Below are 16,363 nucleotides of genomic sequence, written 5' to 3'. Positions count from 1 at the left end.
CGACAACAACTGCACACTCGAATCACGGTTGCAGCCGTTGCGTGTGCCACCTGCCATCAACGAGCCGGGACCGGACACGGTTGTGCATCCTGTTGGGCCTGCCCTGCCAGAACTCGACGAATTCTGGAGAAATGCGGAATCCTCCCCAGAAAGGAGGCACCGGAATGTCGTCGACACCGAACCTTTCGCCTGCCTCGACAAGTGCGTGGTCCAGGTCGGCGCGCGAGGCGACGGGCTGCGACTGATGCGATGCCCACGCTCCCAGCTGCGACCCGCGCGGCCGAGTCCGCCAGTAGGTTTCCGTCTCCTCGGCCGGGATTCGAGTGACCTGGCCTCGGATACCGAGCTGCCGGTGCAGCGGTAACCACACGAAGGTTGCGGACGCGTAGGGCACAGCGTCGAGGTGACGTGCCTTGTCCGATCCGTAGTTGGTGAAGAAGGTGACGCCGTCGGCATCGATTCCTTTGCACAACACGGTCCGGGTCGCGGGATGACCGTGTTCGTCGACGGTGCCGAGAACGATGGCGTTCGGTTCGGGGGCACCTGCGGACACCGCGTCGGCCAGCCACCGTCGTGCCAGCGGAAACCAGCCGTCGGCGACGTCTTCCGGCTTCAGATCGACGTCCGGCGACACCGTTACCGGGGTCGCCGGGGTGTAGTCCACGCGCATGGACGCGAAGGGGTTCTGCGGATCGTGCTGCACGGATGTGGACGCTACTCCGAGATCGCCGTCTCTCGCCGGTCGGTGGATTCTGAGCGATCGCCCCAGCCGAGACGGACAGCAATACTGCGACCCGCCCACTCGAGTGCACCAAGGGGCCGGACGGCGATCTCGGCGATGTCGACGAGCGACTCGAGGCGGCCGGTGACCCTTTCGAGCCGACCGACGACGTCACTCATCTGGCTCACGGTCGCGTCGACCTGGTCGAGAGTTCTGTCGAAGCGGGCCAGCGTGACGCCGAGCCCGGCGATCGCGCCGTCCAGTCCGCTGATGGTGTGGTCCATGTTGCCGAGAGTTCGGTCCAGATCGCCGATGATCGTCTGCAGCTGGTCGACGGTCATGTCGGCGTTGAGCGCGGCCTGCGCGAGTTTGCGGAGGCGCTGTCGTTCGGGTTGCCGCTCCCCGTGCGGCGGGCTCGCGATGCTGCTCGGGACGTCCTTGATTTCCTGCTGCGAGTCGGCCATTCGCCGATTATCCACAGCGAGCACCTCCCGGAGGTCGAAGATGGACTGGGAGACTAGAGTCCTCTTCGACGACAGAGATGAGCTGCCGATCACAACACTGCGCACTCATTCCACCGGCAGTGCCGCCCGGACCGGGCCGCACGTGAACGAGGAGAGCCACACCGTCATGGCACCACACGCGTCCGTACCCGAGGATTTCGTCGCAGGACTCGAAGGCGTCGTCGCCTTCACCAGCGACATCGCCGAACCCGACAAAGACGGTGGCTCACTGCGATACCGCGGTGTCGACATCGAAGAGCTCGTCGGCAAGGGCGTCACCTTCGGGGACGTGTGGGCGCTGCTGGTCGACGGCGAGTTCGGACGCGGACTGCACCCCGCAGAACCGTTCCCCCTGCCGATCCACACCGGCGACGTGCGTGTCGACGTCCAGGCAGGCCTCGCGATGCTCGCACCCATCTGGGGCTTCTCACCCCTGCTCGACATCGACGACGAAACCGCGCGCGACAACCTCGCCCGGTCCGCGGTGATGGCCCTGTCCTACGTCGCCCAGTCCGCGCGCGGCATCTACCAGCCTGCCGTGCCCCAGAAACGGGTCGACGAGGCACAGACCGTCACCGAACGCTTCATGGTGCGCTGGAAGGGCGAGCCCGATCCCAAACACGTCGAGGCCATCGACGCCTATTGGGTCTCCGCCGCCGAGCACGGTATGAACGCCTCCACCTTCACCGCCCGTGTCATCGCCTCTACCGGCGCCGACGCCCCGGCCGCGCTGTCCGGCGCAGTGGGCGCGATGTCCGGTCCCCTCCACGGCGGGGCACCGGCGCGCGTGCTGCCGATGATCGAAGAGACCGAGCGCACCGGCGATCCACGCGCCATGGTCAAGGGCATCCTCGACCGCAAAGAGAAGCTCATGGGCTTCGGGCACCGCGTCTACCGCGCAGAAGACCCTCGTGCCCGCGTGCTGCGCGCCACCGCCAAGCGCCTCGACGCGCCGCGCTACGAGGCCGCCGCCGCACTCGAGCAGGCCGCCCTCGCCGAGCTGCGTGAACGCCGCCCGGACCGCGCGATCGAAACGAACGTCGAATTCTGGGCCGCGGTCATCCTCGACTTCGCGGAGGTTCCCGCCGCGATGATGCCCGCGATGTTCACCTGCGGTCGTACCGGCGGCTGGTGCGCACACATTCTCGAGCAGAAGAAACTCGGCAAGCTGGTGCGTCCTGCCGCGATCTACACGGGCCCCGACCCCCGCGCTGCCGCCACCGTCGCGGGATGGGATTCGATCACACATCGGTGATCGGCCACGCGAGGCGGTTTAGACTACTGCTGCACTTGTCCCTCGACGCTTAGGACACGCTTTCCGATGGCTGACGCTTCACCGATCATTCCCGCCGATCTCAAGCCCGCAGACGGCCGCTTCGGCTGCGGTCCCTCCAAGGTCCGCCCCGAGCAGCTGCAGTCGCTGGTCGACGTCGGCGCTTCGGTGTTCGGCACCAGTCACCGCCAGAAGCCTGTCAAGGACGTCGTGGCTCGTGTCCGCTCGGGGCTGCGCGATCTCTTCTCGCTGCCCGAGGGCTACGAGGTGGTCCTCGGTAATGGTGGCACCACTGCATTCTGGGATGCCGCAGCATTCGGCCTGGTCCGCGAACGTTCGCAGCACTTCACGTACGGCGAGTTCTCGTCGAAGTTCGCCACCGTCACGAAGAACAACCCGTTCATCGGCGACCCGGTCGTCGTGAGCGCCGATCCGGGTTCGGCTCCCGAAATCGTCGCCGACTCGTCGGTCGACCTCATCGGCTGGGCACACAACGAGACGTCCACGGGTGTTGCTGTGCCGGTGTCCCGTCCCGCGGGGTCCGGCAACTCGCTGATCGCGATCGACGCCACGTCGGGCGCGGGTGGACTTCCCGTGAACATCGCCGACACCGACGTCTACTACTTCGCGCCCCAGAAGTGTTTCGCGGCCGACGGCGGACTGTGGATCGCGCTGATGAGCCCGGCAGCGCTCGAGCGCGTCGCCGAGATCAAGGCATCGGGCCGGTTCACGCCGGAGTTCCTGTCGCTGCCGATCGCCGTCGACAACAGCAGCAAGGACCAGACCTACAACACGCCTGCGCTCGCAACGCTGCTGCTGTTCGCCGATCAGATCGAGTGGATGAACAGCAACGGTGGCCTGGACTGGACGGTCGCGCGCACCAAGGATTCGTCGTCGCGTCTGTACGAGTGGGCCGAGGGTTCCGAGTTCGCCACGCCTTTCGTCACCGATCCGGCTCTGCGGTCGCAGGTCGTCGGTACCATCGATTTCGCCGAGTCCGTCGATGCGGCGCAGGTCGCGAAGATCTTGCGGGCCAACGGGATCGTCGACACAGAGCCGTACCGCAAGCTGGGCCGGAACCAGCTGCGTGTCGGCATGTTCCCGGCGATCGACCCCGAAGACATCACGCAGCTGACCAAGAGCATCGACTGGGTCGTCTCCCAGCTCTGATCCCGATGTTGCGACCGCTGTCGCAGCATCGGGGCGAGGGCCGGACCCTGTGGGTCCGGCCCTCGCGCCTTTTCCGAAACCCTCAACCACACATCGAGACATAATCGGCAAACTCAGTACGATAACGCCTCCGACCGGAATTCCTGTGATCCGACCCGGCGTGGCGCGGCGTGTCCACCTCCCGGATCGCGGACAACTCCGATAATCTCGGGCAAGTCGATCGCGAGCCGGCGCGAGGAGGTCAGTGTGCGAGAACTGAAGGTGGTGGGTCTCGAGCCGGATGCTAAGCATGTCGTGCTCGCGGATCCCACAACGGGGGACAAGTTCCGCATTCCAGTCGATGACACACTCCGCGCCGCATCACGCGGCGATCTCGCCCGGCTGGGACAGATCCAGATCGAAACCGCCAGCACCCTCCGCCCACGGGAGATCCAGGCCCGCATAAGGGCAGGCGCATCCGTCGAACAGGTCGCCGAGGAAGCAGGAATCCCGATCTCGAAGGTCGAGCGCTTCGCTTACCCGGTGCTCCTCGAGCGTTCCCGTGCCGCCGACATGGCACAGCAGGGGCACCCGGTGCGCCCCGACGGTCCCGCCGTGCAAACGCTCCTCGAGATCGTCACACAGGCATTCCGCTCGCGGGGCCACAACCTCGACGAGGCGACGTGGGATGCGTGGCGCGACGACGACGGGCACTGGGTCGCTCAGCTCGAGTGGCAGGCCGGTCGCTCTACCAATGCGGCGCACTGGCGCTATCAGCCCGATGCACACGGCGGCACCATTTCGGCGCTCGACGACATCGCCGCCGACCTCGTCGACCCGGATTGCGGTCGCCCCTTGCGTTACCTGACGCCTGTGTACTCGTCCCGCGACATCGACGACACAGTGGAGTCGGAGACCGAGCGGTTCGTCGCCCCACCGGCGGACGCGGTCGTCATCGATCGACAGCCGGAGCCCGAAGAGCACGAGGTACCCGTCGTGGAGGCGGGCCGGTCGATGCCGACCGTCACCGAGCACGATACCGACACCCAGCGCGGCGCTGCCGTCTCGGCCAAGTCGGCAGCGAACCCGAGCAAGGACAAGCGCGGCAAGCCCGCACTTCCGTCCTGGGACGACGTACTACTCGGCGTCCGCAGCAACGGACGCGCCTGAGGGCCGACGCCGATGGCGGCGGTCGTGTCGACACTCTGGTACGTCGACGCCCCGGATCCGGCTGCGGTACTGCGTAATTCAACTCCCGACCGCGATACCGCGCATGCCCTGCTCACGCGCTTGCATCCCGATCGGCACGCCACTGCGGGCGGTCGCGCGACGCTCGCACAGGTCGCTGCAGGAAAAGGGCCGGACGATACGGAGTTCGACGACAACACAGTCTTCGTCGGCAGCTTCCCCGGTGTCACGGTGGTGTGCAGCCGCGAACTCATCCATCGTCGCCCGTCCGCGGTGGGTGCCAACTGGCTGCACACACTCGCATCGGAGAGCACCTACCTGATCGTGTCCGACGCGGCCGGTGGGTGGGGCTCGTTCGCAGCATGGGAGCGCGGTACGCTCCGGCGCGCGTTCGGGGCCGGTGCCATCGAGTTCTACGAGGACGAGGGCATCCCCTTCTTATGGGAGCGTCCGTACTGGTCGGGCGAACACCCCATGCGGTGGCCTGCCGGCTCTGTTCCGCACCCCGAAGCACTGCCGTTCCATCCCCGGCGCCTTGTCGAAGCCGCCAATGCCGCATGGCTCGGATTCCGGTATGTCGGTCGCGCCGAGGACGAGCCCGAGCCGAGCGGTATCGATGTATGGAGTTTCACCCTGCGCAGGCCAGGGGAACCCGCACCGCTTGCCGCACCGGCCGGACAACAGCCCACACGCTCCTGGTGGCGTCGCGCAGTAGGCCTGTAGGTCACCCCGCACTCATCCGAGCAGCAGCACCCCCCACGCCACAGGCACTGCGGCAGCGACACCCCACGCCACCCACCGCCATACCTCTCGCTGTCGCCAAAGAAGAAAGGTCGGGAGGGCTCCCACGACAGCCACGACATTGACCAGTACCGCAACCACGGGATGAATGTCGGCGAGCACATCCCCGATCGCGATGAGGGTTACCGCGCTCATCGCGAAGACGAACACAGACAGCGGTAGCCCCGTCGACCACGGGGTCGGCGAGGGCACGGAAGTCATATTCACCGCGGAATCCGAACCCGTTCGTAGAACGCCATCGCCGCGGCCGTCGCGACATTGAGCGAATCGGTCCCCGGCGCCATCGGTATCCGGGCACGCACATCGGCGGCGCCCATCGCCTGCTCGGTCAAGCCGGGTCCTTCCGCGCCGAGCAGCAACGCAACCTTCTCCCCCGTCATCACCTCGGCGAGCGGCATCGCCTCCGGGTTCGGGGTCAGCGCGATCAGCTGGAAGCCGCAGTCACGCAGCGTATCGAGGTCGCTCGGCCATTGCTCGACGTGCGCGAACGGGACTCGCAGAACATGCCCCATCGACACGCGCACCGCGCGCCGGTACAACGGATCGGCGCAGCTCTTACCGAACAGCACAGCGTCGACACCGAGCCCTGCGGCATTGCGGAACATCGAGCCGATGTTCTCGTGATCGTTGACGCCTTCGAGTACCGCAACGGTGGTTGCCTTCTCGATCATTTCGACGACGTCGAGCGGTTCGGGCCGATACGCGACCCCGAGCACGCCGCGATTGAGGTGGAAACCGACCACCTCTGCCATGGTCGCCGCGTCGGTCCTGTAGAACGGCACGTCCACGTCGCACAGGTCGTCGGCGAGTTCACCGAGACGACGATCGACACCGAGCATGGCGTGCAACGGGAATCGGGAGTCGAGCATGCGCTGCACCACCAGCACACCCTCGGCGACCACCAAACCCTTGCGACCTGGAAGATCAGGACGCCGGTCGGAGGAGTTGAGATCGCGGAAATCGTCCAGCCTTGGATCGGCGGGATCGTCGATGTCGATGACGTGAACCACGACAACATTCTCCCAGTCGGAGACACGATCGCCGCATCGGACTCGACTAGTCTTCCTCGGACACCAACTCGGTCAGGATGCCCACCGCGTCGCGCAAGGTCGCGATGCTGTCGTCATCGAGCTTCGTGAGGCGTTCGGTCAGCCACACTTCACGCGCCTGGTGCTCATCGGCGAGCAAGCTGTCTCCTGCAGAAGACAACTTGACGATGATCTGCCTGCCGTCGGTGGGATGCGGAGTGCGATCTACGAGGCCGAGTTCGTTCAGCGACGCGATCACACGGGTCATCGACGGCGGCTGCACCCGTTCGCGGGACGCGAGCACTCCAGGCGTCATCGCTCCCTCCGTCCGCAACGTCTGCATGGCCGACAACTGCGTCAGAGTGACTCGGGAATGGCTACGCTGTCCCCGCAGATGCCGCGTCAAACGCACCACAGCAAGCGCGAGGTCGCCTGCGAGTGCCCGTGTGTCCGAGATCATGGCGAGCACAATACGGGACAGATCGGGCCTTCGACCCGCCGCTGTGTCAGGTGAGCAATTCCGTGAGCGGGTCCACGGCGAAGTACAGCCCGAACAGTATCGCCACGATCCACAGCAGCGGATGAATGGTGCGCGCCTTGCCGCTCACCGCATGGAGGACGACCCAGGTGATGAAGCCGACCCCGATGCCGTTGGCGATCGAGTAGGTGAACGGCATCGCCATGATCGTCAGGAAGGCGGGGAGCGCGACGGCAAACTTCGTGAAGTCGATCTCGCGGACCTGACCGATCATGAGCGCGCCGACGACGACGAGTGCGGGGGCCGCGGCCTCGATCGGCACAACCTCGTAGAGGGGGGTCAGGAACATCGCGAGCAGGAACATCAGGCCGGTGACGACGTTGGCTAGGCCGGTACGGGCCCCTTCGGCGATGCCCGACGCGGACTCGACGAACACGGTGTTCGACGATGCGGAGGCTCCGCCACCGACGATGGCTCCGGCGCCTTCGACGACGAGGGCTTTCCCGATGCCCGGCAGATTGCCGTCCTTGTCGGTGAGGTTGCCTTCCTTGCCCAGGCCCGTCATGGTGCCCATCGCGTCGAAGAAGTTGGCGAGCACGAGGGTGAAGACCAGCAACGACGCGGCGATCACACCGATACGGGTGAACGCGCCGAACAGATTCACGTCGCCGACCAAGGACAGGTCGGGGAGGCCGATGAAGGAATCGGGTGCTGCGGGAAGACCGAGGTTCCAGCCCTTCGGGTTGGTGCCCTGCGACGGTCCGACCTCCGCGATGGCCTCGACGATCATCGCGAGGATCGTGGTGGTGACGATGCCGATGAGCAGGCCGCCCCGCACCTTCCGCACCACGAGGACACCCATGAGCAGCACACCCACGATGAAAACGAAGGTCGGCCACGACGCGATGGAGCCGTCGATACCCAGTCCGACGGGGACCGTGGTCCCTGCCGCGTCGGGGATGCGCCGCACGAACCCGGCGTCGACCATCCCGATGAAAGCAATGAAGGCGCCGATACCGGCGGCGATCGCCGCCTTGAGTTCCTTCGGGATCGCGTTGAACACGGCGGTGCGGAAACCGGTGAGGGCGAGCACCACGATGATGATGCCGTCGATGACGACCAGGCCCATCGCTTCGGGCCATGTCACCTGAGGAGCGATCGTGACAGCGAGCAGGCTGTTGATGCCCAGGCCTGCGGCGATCGCGAACGGATAGTTGGCGACGACACCGAAGATGATGCTCATCAGACCGGCAACGAGGGCGGTGACCGCGGCAACCTGGTTGACCGGCAGGATGTTGCCGAGGACGTCGACCTTCGCGGTCGCATCGTCGGCGGAGAAACTGCCGAGAATCAAGGGGTTGAGCACCACGATGTACGACATCGCGAAGAACGTGACGAGTCCACCACGTACCTCCCGCGAGACCGTCGAACCTCGTTCGGTGATCTTGAAGTACGTGTCCAGGAATGATGATTTCTTGGAATCGGTGCCTACGGCCATGTCCACTTTTTCCGCTCGTCGAGTACGGTGCGTCGCAACGGGTGAAGATTATTGCAGCGTTGAGGATCTAATCTGCAATTCGTGAGAGATTCAGAAATCATCGCCGGACGGATCCGCGCCATCGCCGACCCCCGGCCCGCACTCGTGATCGGAACGGGGCTCTGGGTGATCGCCACGGTCGCGGTCCTGATCGCCGGCGAGAGCTGGTCGGCTGCACTTCCCGTCTGTATCGCCGGAATCATCGTGGGGCTCTTGGGAACTGGCCTGTTCCTCGTTCAACGCTCGGCGTCGCGTCGCGGTCGGCGGGGTGCGCAGGTAGGTCTCGAGTGAGACCGCCGAGGTCTCGGCGTCCCGGGCTAGCCGCGTAGCCGCTTGCCCTGCACCCACGTGAGCAACCACACCCACAGTAACGCCCAGCCGAAGCCGAGAACCCACCCGGCGAGGACATCGGTCAACCAGTGCACCGCGAGGTACACACGGCTCAGCCCCACCAGCACGGTGTAGGTACCGAGACCGGCGATCGCGACCGTTCTCCGGCCATCGCCACGGGGCCAGGCCCGCATCGCGACGACCGCAAGGGTCGTCGCAAGCACCGCGCTCATCATCGCGTGTCCCGATGGAAACGACCACGTGGCAAGGTCCAGCAGTCGTTCGGGTTCGTCCGGACGCGCCCGGACCGCCAGATTCTTGATCGCCGTCATCACGGGCCATGCCGTGGCCACCGCTCCCCCGACGAGCAACGCGTCTGCCGGCCTCGAGATCCGTAAGAGCAGCAGCACCGCAGTCGTGGCTATCACCAGGTTCGCGATCCCGCCGCCGGCGTGAGTGACCAGAGTGAGCGCCGTAGTGAGCTCCGGACTGCGAATGCCGACAACCCAGTCGAGTGTCGCCTCGTCGATGTTCACGTGCTGTCGATGCTCACGAGCTACGGGACAACCCGGCGAGGGCCGCCGGCAGGCCGAGACGTGTGCAGTGGACGGTACCGGAGACGTCGACCCACCACGGCACCGCACGCTCGCCGGTGATCGCGCCGGTACAGCGCACCGTGAGCTGTTCGTGTACCACCAGTGGCGTCGCCGGTATCGGCAGGCCCGACGCCACCGAGGCGAGCACCGCATCCGGTTCACGCCGCCACGTCGTGGCCTCTCCCGGCCCCGTCGGTTCGCCGGACATCACGGCCGACGCTGCAGCGATGTCGAGAAACTCGGCGAGCGGGGCCGCGGCAGCGTGGTCGACCACGATCAGCCGATCGGCCGGAATCGCCGAAGCAAACCACGGCTGGTCGGCCACGAGAGCATGTGCGGCATCGACGACGGAGCCCGCGAGGCTACGGACCCCGGCGGGCAGGATCACGCCGTCGAGATCGACGGTGCCCGCGGCGTAGGACTGCGCGAGCGCGGTGTGCGCAGCCACGACAGCGGCGGGGTCCGGACGCCGCCCCGGATCGGCGAGCCGATCGAGGAGTATCTCGACGAGGTCGGGATCGTCGATCCCGGTTCCGGCCAGGCACGTACGGAATGCTCCCGCGTCGGGATGCGCGCACGGATCGAGCAGACCTTCGAAGACCGCGTCGTCCACGTACCGTAGATGGCCGAGCGGCTGATCGTCCAGGACCGCGTAATTGCGTAGCCACCACGCGGTGTAGCCGTCACGATCGGTGAGTGTCGCCGCGGTGCCGGGCTCGGCAGCCAGCAGCGAGAGCGCCCGCTCCCAGCGGTTCTCGTCGACGAGGTCGAGATCGCGCACCGCTACCAGCGTGTCGGGATCGGTATCGATCGTCTGCCACCAGAGGTCCTCGTCGGGCAGGTCGTGGTCGGGTCCGGTCGGCAGGTCGGCGCGCAACACGGTGAATCCCCACCCGACGCCGATCGCCCGCAGCGCGTCAGCACCGTATTTCTCGACCAGTTCCGCATCGATCGTGCCGAACGGCGAATCCTCGACGAGAACCTCCGCGAGAGGTGCATCCGGAAGAAGCAGCTCATCAGCGGGGGCGAGTTCACCGTCCACGCCCGGCAACAACAGCCTCCCGAGGTCGTGGGGCACGGCCCCGGCGGGGACCTTCGCGACGAGCGTCAACACGACGGCGGCGAGGTCCTCGGCCGCTCGGTCGTCGGGATCGTGGTACACATCGTCGATGGCTGCGGCGAGCGCCGGATCGCCGAGCAGATCCGCTGCTGTGGCGACGCCCGCGCCGAGCCGGGTCAGCAGCGGGTGCGCCGCATCGGGGTGTACGAGCCTCACCCACGGAAATGCGACGGAGCCGAGGTCGTGCAGGACGACGGTCCGAGGCCCGGTCACGGTCCGTCCATCGGACAGCGGCACCGGAAGGGCCGCGAGCTCCTCGGCTGCGACGGCGTCGACGACCAGGGGTGCCAGCGCCTCGTACAACCTGTTCCACCAGGCCGGCTCCCGCGACTGCCCGGCAAGTAGATCGGCGACTCGCGCAAGACCGATGCGGTGCACGTCGAGCGCAGCAAGCGCCGCCGCGTGTCGAGGTGAGCACAACGCCGGAGAGATCAGTCCCGGGACGACCTCGTCGAGTGCCTCGGCAAGAGCGTCGTCGAGTCCGGTCAGTGCGGTCGCGCGGTCGGGTGCGAGATCGTCGCCCCCGCGTGCGGCGGGCAACCACCTGGTGCGACGAAGCTCGTCGAACAGTGCCTCACGGATGCGTCCGTCGACCTCGCTGCGCGCGAAACCCGGTGTGGGCACCGCCGCGAGTCGCTGATCGCCGGGCAATGCCGCGACGAAATCTGCGTAGCCCGAGACAAGCTGTTCCACCGGAGCGCCGGGCAGAACCCGCCGACGGTCGGGCTGCATCGGAACGTCGGCGACGACAAGGGCGGGTAACGACAGTTCCTCGTCCGACCGGGTGGGTGCGCGGAGCACGTCGTCGCCGACCGGCCGGACCACGCCGTCGACGACGGGCATGAGCCATCGGGCCGAAGCTCCACGATGCTCCCACCAGCAGTGATCGCCGATGCGTAGTTCCCGCAGACCGGACTCGAGAACACGTTCGGTGCGGACGAACTCGTCGTCGTCGACGACGATCGTCTGCAGTGCGGGCAGTTCGAGCAACAGATCCATCGCCTCGCGGCGGAAGTCGCCGAGCAGCGTTTCGACGTCGATTCCGGAACGGACGTCGAGCACCACTTCGGTGTCACTTCCCGCGGCCGGTGCGGTCGTGCTGGGCCACACCAGACGCAGGGTCGGCACGCTGCGGCCGGACACGGCCAATCCGTGTTCGGTCAGCAAGTCACGGGTCTGCGCGGCGGAGAACCTGACGGACCCGGTGTGAGACCGCACCTCGACCTCATCGGAAATTGCGAGTACCGCGGTGAATCCGACGCCGAATCGCCCCACACCGCCACTCTTGCTCGACGCTCGCAAGGCGGTCAGTGCCTGGACACCGGCTTCGTCGAGGGGCGCTCCGGTGTTCGCGATGTGCAGGCAGGTTCCGACCCGCCGAACTCGCAGGGTGCCCGGAATTCCGGCACGACTTGCAGCGTCGGCAGCGTTCTGGGCCAGCTCGGTCAGGACCCGGTCGCGGTATCCGCCGCGGACGAGATCCGCTTCGGTGGCGATGTCCTCTCGTAAACGTGTCGGCGATGACCGCCACGCGGTCACGAGACCATCGCGCAGCGCCGCGGTGCCGAACGGATCCGCGGTGTCGGAGGCGTGCACGTCAGTCGATCTGTTCCGACTGCGCGTTCTCGGTGACGGCTGGGTCGTCGGTGGGCTCTGCAGCGGCACCGGGAAGTTCGACCACCTCCACCGCTCCGTCGTCGTACGCGTCGAACTTCGGCGACCCCGCGCCGGTGGGCAGAGTGGTATCGGAGTGAGCGCCGCAACCGAATTCGGCGTGCACCACATGACCGTCGGCGGCGAGTTCGTTTCCGCACACACCGAACGCTGCCCGCAGCGACCCCGCGAGCGGCAGGTAGAACCCACACAGCATGCACGTCGACGGTGCGGCCTTCGCCATCTCCGAGCGGGGGCCGTATTCACCGTCGAACCAGCGCTCTGCTGCGGCGAGCCGGCCTTCGAGACTCATCACCTGTTTGCGGCCGAGCCCGATTTCACCGGCGGTCTCGTCGACGTCGGGATCACCGGAAGCGGTGTAGCCGGGAACGAGCCGCTCGTCGTCCGGCGCAGGGGCCAGCAGGTCGCCGGGGCCCAGGTCGCCGGGGCGGATGCGTTCGTTCCACGGCACCCATGCGGGCGCAACCAGCGATTCGGGGCCCGGAAGCAATACGAGTTCACTGACGGTGACGTGATCGGATTCGGGCGCCGCGGCCACCACGACGGCCCACTGCCAGCCGTGGTACCCGGCCAGATCGGCTGCGAAGCGGTGGGTGGCTGCGCATTCGTCCTCGGAGGTGACGCCCAGATAGGCGCCGACCACGCCCTCTCCGACCTCGCTCAGGGCAGCCCGAGCGACCTCGACGGCCTCCGCGAGCACCGATCGGACGGCCGGATCCACCGAAGGAACCGTTCCGGGGGCAACGGCAGAAGATGCAACGCTCACGGGCACCATTGTGCCGGACCGATGCCCCGGCATGGTGCCCGGCCACGAGAAGACACATGAGACCGCTGAGAAGAAGCAGGAGAGAACACCGGGAAAATGAACCCCATGACGCGTCGACCGGCTACCTTCGTGCTCGCACTCGTCCTCCTGACCGCGGGATGCAGCGACACCGTCGTCGACGAAACCGGGCCACCCGTAGATCGACTACGCGTCGAGGTCGTTGCGGAGCATCCACACGATCCGGCGGCATTCACCCAGGGCCTCGAACTGGACGGCGGTGAATTGTTCGAGGGCACCGGGCGTGAGGGGACGTCATGGCTGTCGGCCCGCCCACTCGACTCACCCACCGAACGCATCCGGGTGCCACTTCCCGACGACATGTTCGGGGAAGGCATCACCGTCACCGACACGGCGGTGTGGCAGCTCACGTGGAAGGACGGTGTGGCGTTCGTCCGCGACCGCGACACTCTGACCGAGCAGCAACGCATCGACTACGACGGTGAGGGCTGGGGTCTGTGCGACCAACCCCTTCGACTCGTGATGAGTGACGGCTCCGCAGACCTGACGTTCCGAGACCGGGACACGTTTGCCGAACTGGGACGGGTGACGGTACATCGCGACGGCCGTGCGGTGTCGAACCTGAACGAACTCGAATGCACCGACGACGGCGCCGTCTACGCGAACGTGTGGAAGACCGAGGAGATCGTGCGGATCGATCCCGATTCCGGGCGGGTCGAGGCAACGATCGACGCGTCTGCCCTGCGCAACCGACTCGACGAAGCCGATCGAGACAATGTGGACGTCTTGAACGGGATCGCCCACATCCCCGGTACGGACCGATTCCTGGTGACAGGCAAGTTGTGGCCGACGCTGTTCGAAGTCCGGTTCGTCCCATGAGGGTGGCACGCGCAGCCCGCACGTCCGGGCATTGCGAGCGACGCGACAACCGGCCCGACTGCACAACAGGTGCGCGGTGGTGAAGAATCGAAGAGTGACCGAACGGGAAGAGCGACCTGCCGACAAGGCGGATGATCGTGCCCCGGGCTCTCGGCATCCGGGGTACAGCAACTATCCGCCTCCGCGCCGCACTTCTGCGCGCCGCACACCGTTGCCGCCATTGCATCCGATAGACGAGTCGTACCGCTCGGGCCCCGAAGACACCGACAAGCGCGCGGCGGGGCGAGGCACCGGACCGTCGAAGGACTCCTCGGACACGAAGGACGACCGCGCGGATGACACCAGTGGGCCCCGCGCACCGAGGATGCCCCGCAAACTCACCGTGACGCGCGTTGCTGCGTTCCGAAGCCGAGAGCTCACGAACAAGGGAATCGCCACGTTCCGTCGGGCCGCGACCGCCGACGGCGCCGACAAGTCGGGCCTGACGGCACTGATGTACGCGACCATGGCGAACTTCGCAGCCGACGCCGCGATGGCAGTGGCGTTGGCGAACACACTGTTCTTCTCGGCCGCGACCGGTGAGGACAAGACGAAGGTCGCGTTGTATCTGCTCATCACGATCGCACCATTCGCCGTCATCGCCCCGCTGATCGGTCCGCTCCTGGACCGGCTTCAGCACGGTCGTCGCGTGGCGCTGGCGACGTCGTTCGGGTTGCGGACCGTTCTCGCGATCGTCTTGATCTTCAATTTCGACAGCTGGGCATTGTATCCCGCCGCGCTGGCAATGATGGTGCTCAGCAAATCGTTCGCGGTGCTCAAATCCGCGGTCACGCCGCGCGTACTGCCACCCGAGATAGACCTGGTGCGTGTCAATTCCAGACTCACCGTGTTCGGCTTGGTCGGAGGCACCCTCGGCGCCGGAGCAATTGCCGGTGCAGCGGCGTGGGCATTCGATTCGGCGGGCGCACTGTGGCTGTGTGCCGCGATCACCGTTCTCGGCGCGTACCTGAGCATGCGGATACCGGCCTGGGTCGAAGTCACCGAGGGTGAGGTACCCGCGACATTGTCGTACCGCGGGTCCGAGGCCCGCACCGAGGTGCTCGATACCAAGACCGAGGTGCTCTCCCCCGGCGGCAAGAACAGGCAGCCGCTCGGCCGTACGGTCGTCACGGGGTTGTGGGGCAACGGCACCATCCGTGTGCTCACCGGCTTCCTCACCCTGTTCATCGCCTTCGTAGCGAAGAGCACCACCGAACAATCACCGCTCATGCAGGCTGCGATGCTCGGTCTCGTCGGCGCTGCCGCCGCGATCGGGAACTTCGCGGGGAATGCGACCGGCGCACGGATGGCGTTGGGCCGTCCGGCCCTGATCGTTGTGCGCTGCGTGGCCGCAGCAGTCGTCGTGGCGGCGATCGTCGCTGCAACGGACCACGTGCTCGCCGCTGCCCTGGCCGCGCTGGTCGCCGCCTGCGCCAGCGCCCTCGCGAAGGTCTCGCTCGACGCCTCGCTGCAACAGGACCTGCCCGAGGAGTCCATTGCGTCCGGATTCGGCCGGTCCGAGACCGTCCTGCAGCTGAGCTGGGTGCTGGGCGGCGCCATGGGAGTTCTGCTTCCCACCGAGTTGTGGATCGGATTCTCGGTCGTGACGGTGGTGCTGGTTCTCGGTTTCACGCAGACCCTGCTCACCTACCGTGGAAAGACGTTGCTGCCCGGCCTGGGCGGCAGGAGGCCCGAGCACGCCTCCACCGAATCTGCCGACGAGCGTCGAGTACGCACGGATGGGCAGCCGACACGAAATGGGAGCCGATGAATCTGCAAGCCCGGACGAAGAAGGCGATCGCGCTGATCGCGGTAGTCCTGGTGGTGGTCGCCGTGGGTATCGGCGCGGTGGTGTGGAGACTCGTCGACTCGGCCGAGCCGCGACTGCCCGAGATCACAGCCTTCGGAGACGGAAACTCGGTCACGGTCCCTCCGACACAGCACTGCAACATCAATCTCGAGGACTGCGTCGAGAATCCGATCACGCAGCTCCCCGTTCGCGCCGGATTCCCGCTTCAGCTGTCGCTGCCGTCGGAGATCTCCGGTGCGCCGTGGCGTCTGATCGCCGTGTACGGCGATCTCCAGACGGGCGAGACGTTCCTCGACGGCATCATGGTCGAGCCGGGACAGCAGCGCGCGATCACTGTGCCGAGCGACCCGACTCTGCAGTTGCTCGGCGTGGAAGTCCAGCTGCCCTCCGCTGTGGTCGACGAAGCCGGCGAGCCGATCGCTCACGCCGTGTGGGCTGTCCAGACGTTCTGAC

The 16,363-nt window shown here is 66.7% G+C and carries 17 protein-coding genes; 8 read left to right on the top strand and 9 right to left on the bottom strand.

Annotation, left to right across the window (positions count from 1 at the left end):
- Window positions 1-22: 22 nt before the first annotated feature.
- Both pdxH and ACTDXD_RS16495 read right to left on the bottom strand, forming a co-directional pair.
- Entirely contained in the window at window positions 23-670 is a 648-nt protein-coding gene (pdxH, locus tag ACTDXD_RS16500; protein ID WP_440127670.1) for a pyridoxamine 5'-phosphate oxidase, read from the bottom strand.
- A 44-nt stretch (window positions 671-714) separates the two neighbouring features.
- Window positions 715-1,185 (bottom strand): hypothetical protein, encoded by a 471-nt coding sequence (locus tag ACTDXD_RS16495; RefSeq protein ID WP_440123391.1) that lies wholly within the window; start codon window positions 1,183-1,185, stop codon window positions 715-717.
- 166 nt (window positions 1,186-1,351) lie between these two features.
- On the opposite strand from ACTDXD_RS16495, the gene ACTDXD_RS16490 reads away from it, so the two are divergent.
- The 4 genes from ACTDXD_RS16490 to ACTDXD_RS16475 all read left to right on the top strand — a co-directional run bounded on the left by ACTDXD_RS16490 (window position 1,352) and on the right by ACTDXD_RS16475 (window position 5,557).
- Window positions 1,352-2,479 (top strand): citrate synthase 2, encoded by a 1,128-nt coding sequence (locus tag ACTDXD_RS16490; RefSeq protein WP_440127669.1) that lies wholly within the window; start codon window positions 1,352-1,354, stop codon window positions 2,477-2,479.
- A 66-nt stretch (window positions 2,480-2,545) separates the two neighbouring features.
- Complete coding sequence (serC, locus tag ACTDXD_RS16485; protein ID WP_440123390.1) at window positions 2,546-3,667, top strand: phosphoserine transaminase; 1,122 nt, start codon at window positions 2,546-2,548, stop codon at window positions 3,665-3,667.
- Window positions 3,668-3,913: 246 nt separating this feature from the next.
- Entirely contained in the window at window positions 3,914-4,816 is a 903-nt protein-coding gene (gene sepH, locus ACTDXD_RS16480; protein WP_440123389.1) for a septation protein SepH, read from the top strand.
- Window positions 4,817-4,840: 24 nt separating this feature from the next.
- Window positions 4,841-5,557 carry a DUF6928 family protein gene (locus tag ACTDXD_RS16475; RefSeq protein WP_440123388.1) on the top strand — a complete coding sequence of 239 codons (717 nt, stop codon included), beginning with the start codon at window positions 4,841-4,843 and terminating at the stop codon, window positions 5,555-5,557.
- A 12-nt stretch (window positions 5,558-5,569) separates the two neighbouring features.
- Here the strand turns inward: ACTDXD_RS16475 and ACTDXD_RS16470 are convergent, their stop codons facing one another.
- Genes ACTDXD_RS16470 through ACTDXD_RS16455 form a run of 4 tightly spaced genes read right to left on the bottom strand, consistent with a single transcriptional unit; the run spans window position 5,570 to window position 8,639 of the window.
- A complete protein-coding gene (locus tag ACTDXD_RS16470; protein ID WP_440123387.1) occupies window positions 5,570-5,836 on the bottom strand; it encodes a DUF2537 domain-containing protein in 267 nt (88 codons plus the stop codon).
- A gap of 2 nt (window positions 5,837-5,838) precedes the next feature.
- The gene (locus tag ACTDXD_RS16465) at window positions 5,839-6,645 is read right to left on the bottom strand and encodes a TrmH family RNA methyltransferase (RefSeq protein ID WP_440123386.1); all 807 of its coding nucleotides are present in this window, start codon (window positions 6,643-6,645) and stop codon (window positions 5,839-5,841) included.
- 46 nt (window positions 6,646-6,691) lie between these two features.
- Window positions 6,692-7,123: a MarR family winged helix-turn-helix transcriptional regulator gene (locus ACTDXD_RS16460; RefSeq protein ID WP_440123385.1), complete on the bottom strand. Its 432-nt coding sequence runs from the start codon at window positions 7,121-7,123 to the stop codon at window positions 6,692-6,694.
- Between the two features lie 46 nt (window positions 7,124-7,169).
- Window positions 7,170-8,639 (bottom strand): NCS2 family permease, encoded by a 1,470-nt coding sequence (locus ACTDXD_RS16455; RefSeq protein WP_440123384.1) that lies wholly within the window; start codon window positions 8,637-8,639, stop codon window positions 7,170-7,172.
- Window positions 8,640-8,720: 81 nt separating this feature from the next.
- Here ACTDXD_RS16455 and ACTDXD_RS16450 point away from each other — a divergent pair, with 81 nt between their 5' ends.
- Complete coding sequence (locus ACTDXD_RS16450; RefSeq protein ID WP_440123383.1) at window positions 8,721-8,969, top strand: DUF2530 domain-containing protein; 249 nt, start codon at window positions 8,721-8,723, stop codon at window positions 8,967-8,969.
- A 26-nt stretch (window positions 8,970-8,995) separates the two neighbouring features.
- On the opposite strand, the gene ACTDXD_RS16445 is transcribed toward ACTDXD_RS16450, so the two are convergent.
- From ACTDXD_RS16445 to ACTDXD_RS16435, 3 genes are read right to left on the bottom strand one after another with little or no spacing between them, the layout of a single operon-like run.
- A complete protein-coding gene (locus tag ACTDXD_RS16445) occupies window positions 8,996-9,544 on the bottom strand; it encodes a phosphatase PAP2 family protein (RefSeq protein ID WP_440123382.1) in 549 nt (182 codons plus the stop codon).
- 13 nt (window positions 9,545-9,557) lie between these two features.
- A complete protein-coding gene (locus ACTDXD_RS16440) occupies window positions 9,558-12,320 on the bottom strand; it encodes a sacsin N-terminal ATP-binding-like domain-containing protein (RefSeq protein ID WP_440123381.1) in 2,763 nt (920 codons plus the stop codon).
- 1 nt (window position 12,321) lies between these two features.
- Complete coding sequence (locus tag ACTDXD_RS16435; RefSeq protein WP_440123380.1) at window positions 12,322-13,173, bottom strand: DUF3027 domain-containing protein; 852 nt, start codon at window positions 13,171-13,173, stop codon at window positions 12,322-12,324.
- A 96-nt stretch (window positions 13,174-13,269) separates the two neighbouring features.
- Here ACTDXD_RS16435 and ACTDXD_RS16430 point away from each other — a divergent pair, with 96 nt between their 5' ends.
- The 3 genes from ACTDXD_RS16430 (at window position 13,270) to ACTDXD_RS16420 (ending at window position 16,362) form a co-directional block, all read left to right on the top strand.
- Complete coding sequence (locus ACTDXD_RS16430; RefSeq protein ID WP_440123379.1) at window positions 13,270-14,061, top strand: glutaminyl-peptide cyclotransferase; 792 nt, start codon at window positions 13,270-13,272, stop codon at window positions 14,059-14,061.
- A gap of 94 nt (window positions 14,062-14,155) precedes the next feature.
- Window positions 14,156-15,871, top strand: a complete 1,716-nt coding sequence (locus ACTDXD_RS16425) for an MFS transporter (protein ID WP_440123378.1) — start codon at window positions 14,156-14,158, stop codon at window positions 15,869-15,871.
- On the top strand, window positions 15,868-16,362 hold the full coding sequence (locus ACTDXD_RS16420) for a DUF2771 domain-containing protein (RefSeq protein ID WP_440123377.1): 495 nt from the start codon (window positions 15,868-15,870) through the stop codon (window positions 16,360-16,362). Before ACTDXD_RS16425 ends, ACTDXD_RS16420 begins: the two co-directional genes overlap by 4 nt.
- Window position 16,363: the final 1 nt, after the last annotated feature.

The sequence above is a fragment of the Rhodococcus sp. SJ-3 genome (genome assembly GCF_051918125.1).
In the GTDB taxonomy this organism is placed as follows: Bacteria; Actinomycetota; Actinomycetes; order Mycobacteriales; family Mycobacteriaceae; genus Rhodococcus.
This window is presented reverse-complemented; position numbering and strand designations above follow the sequence as displayed.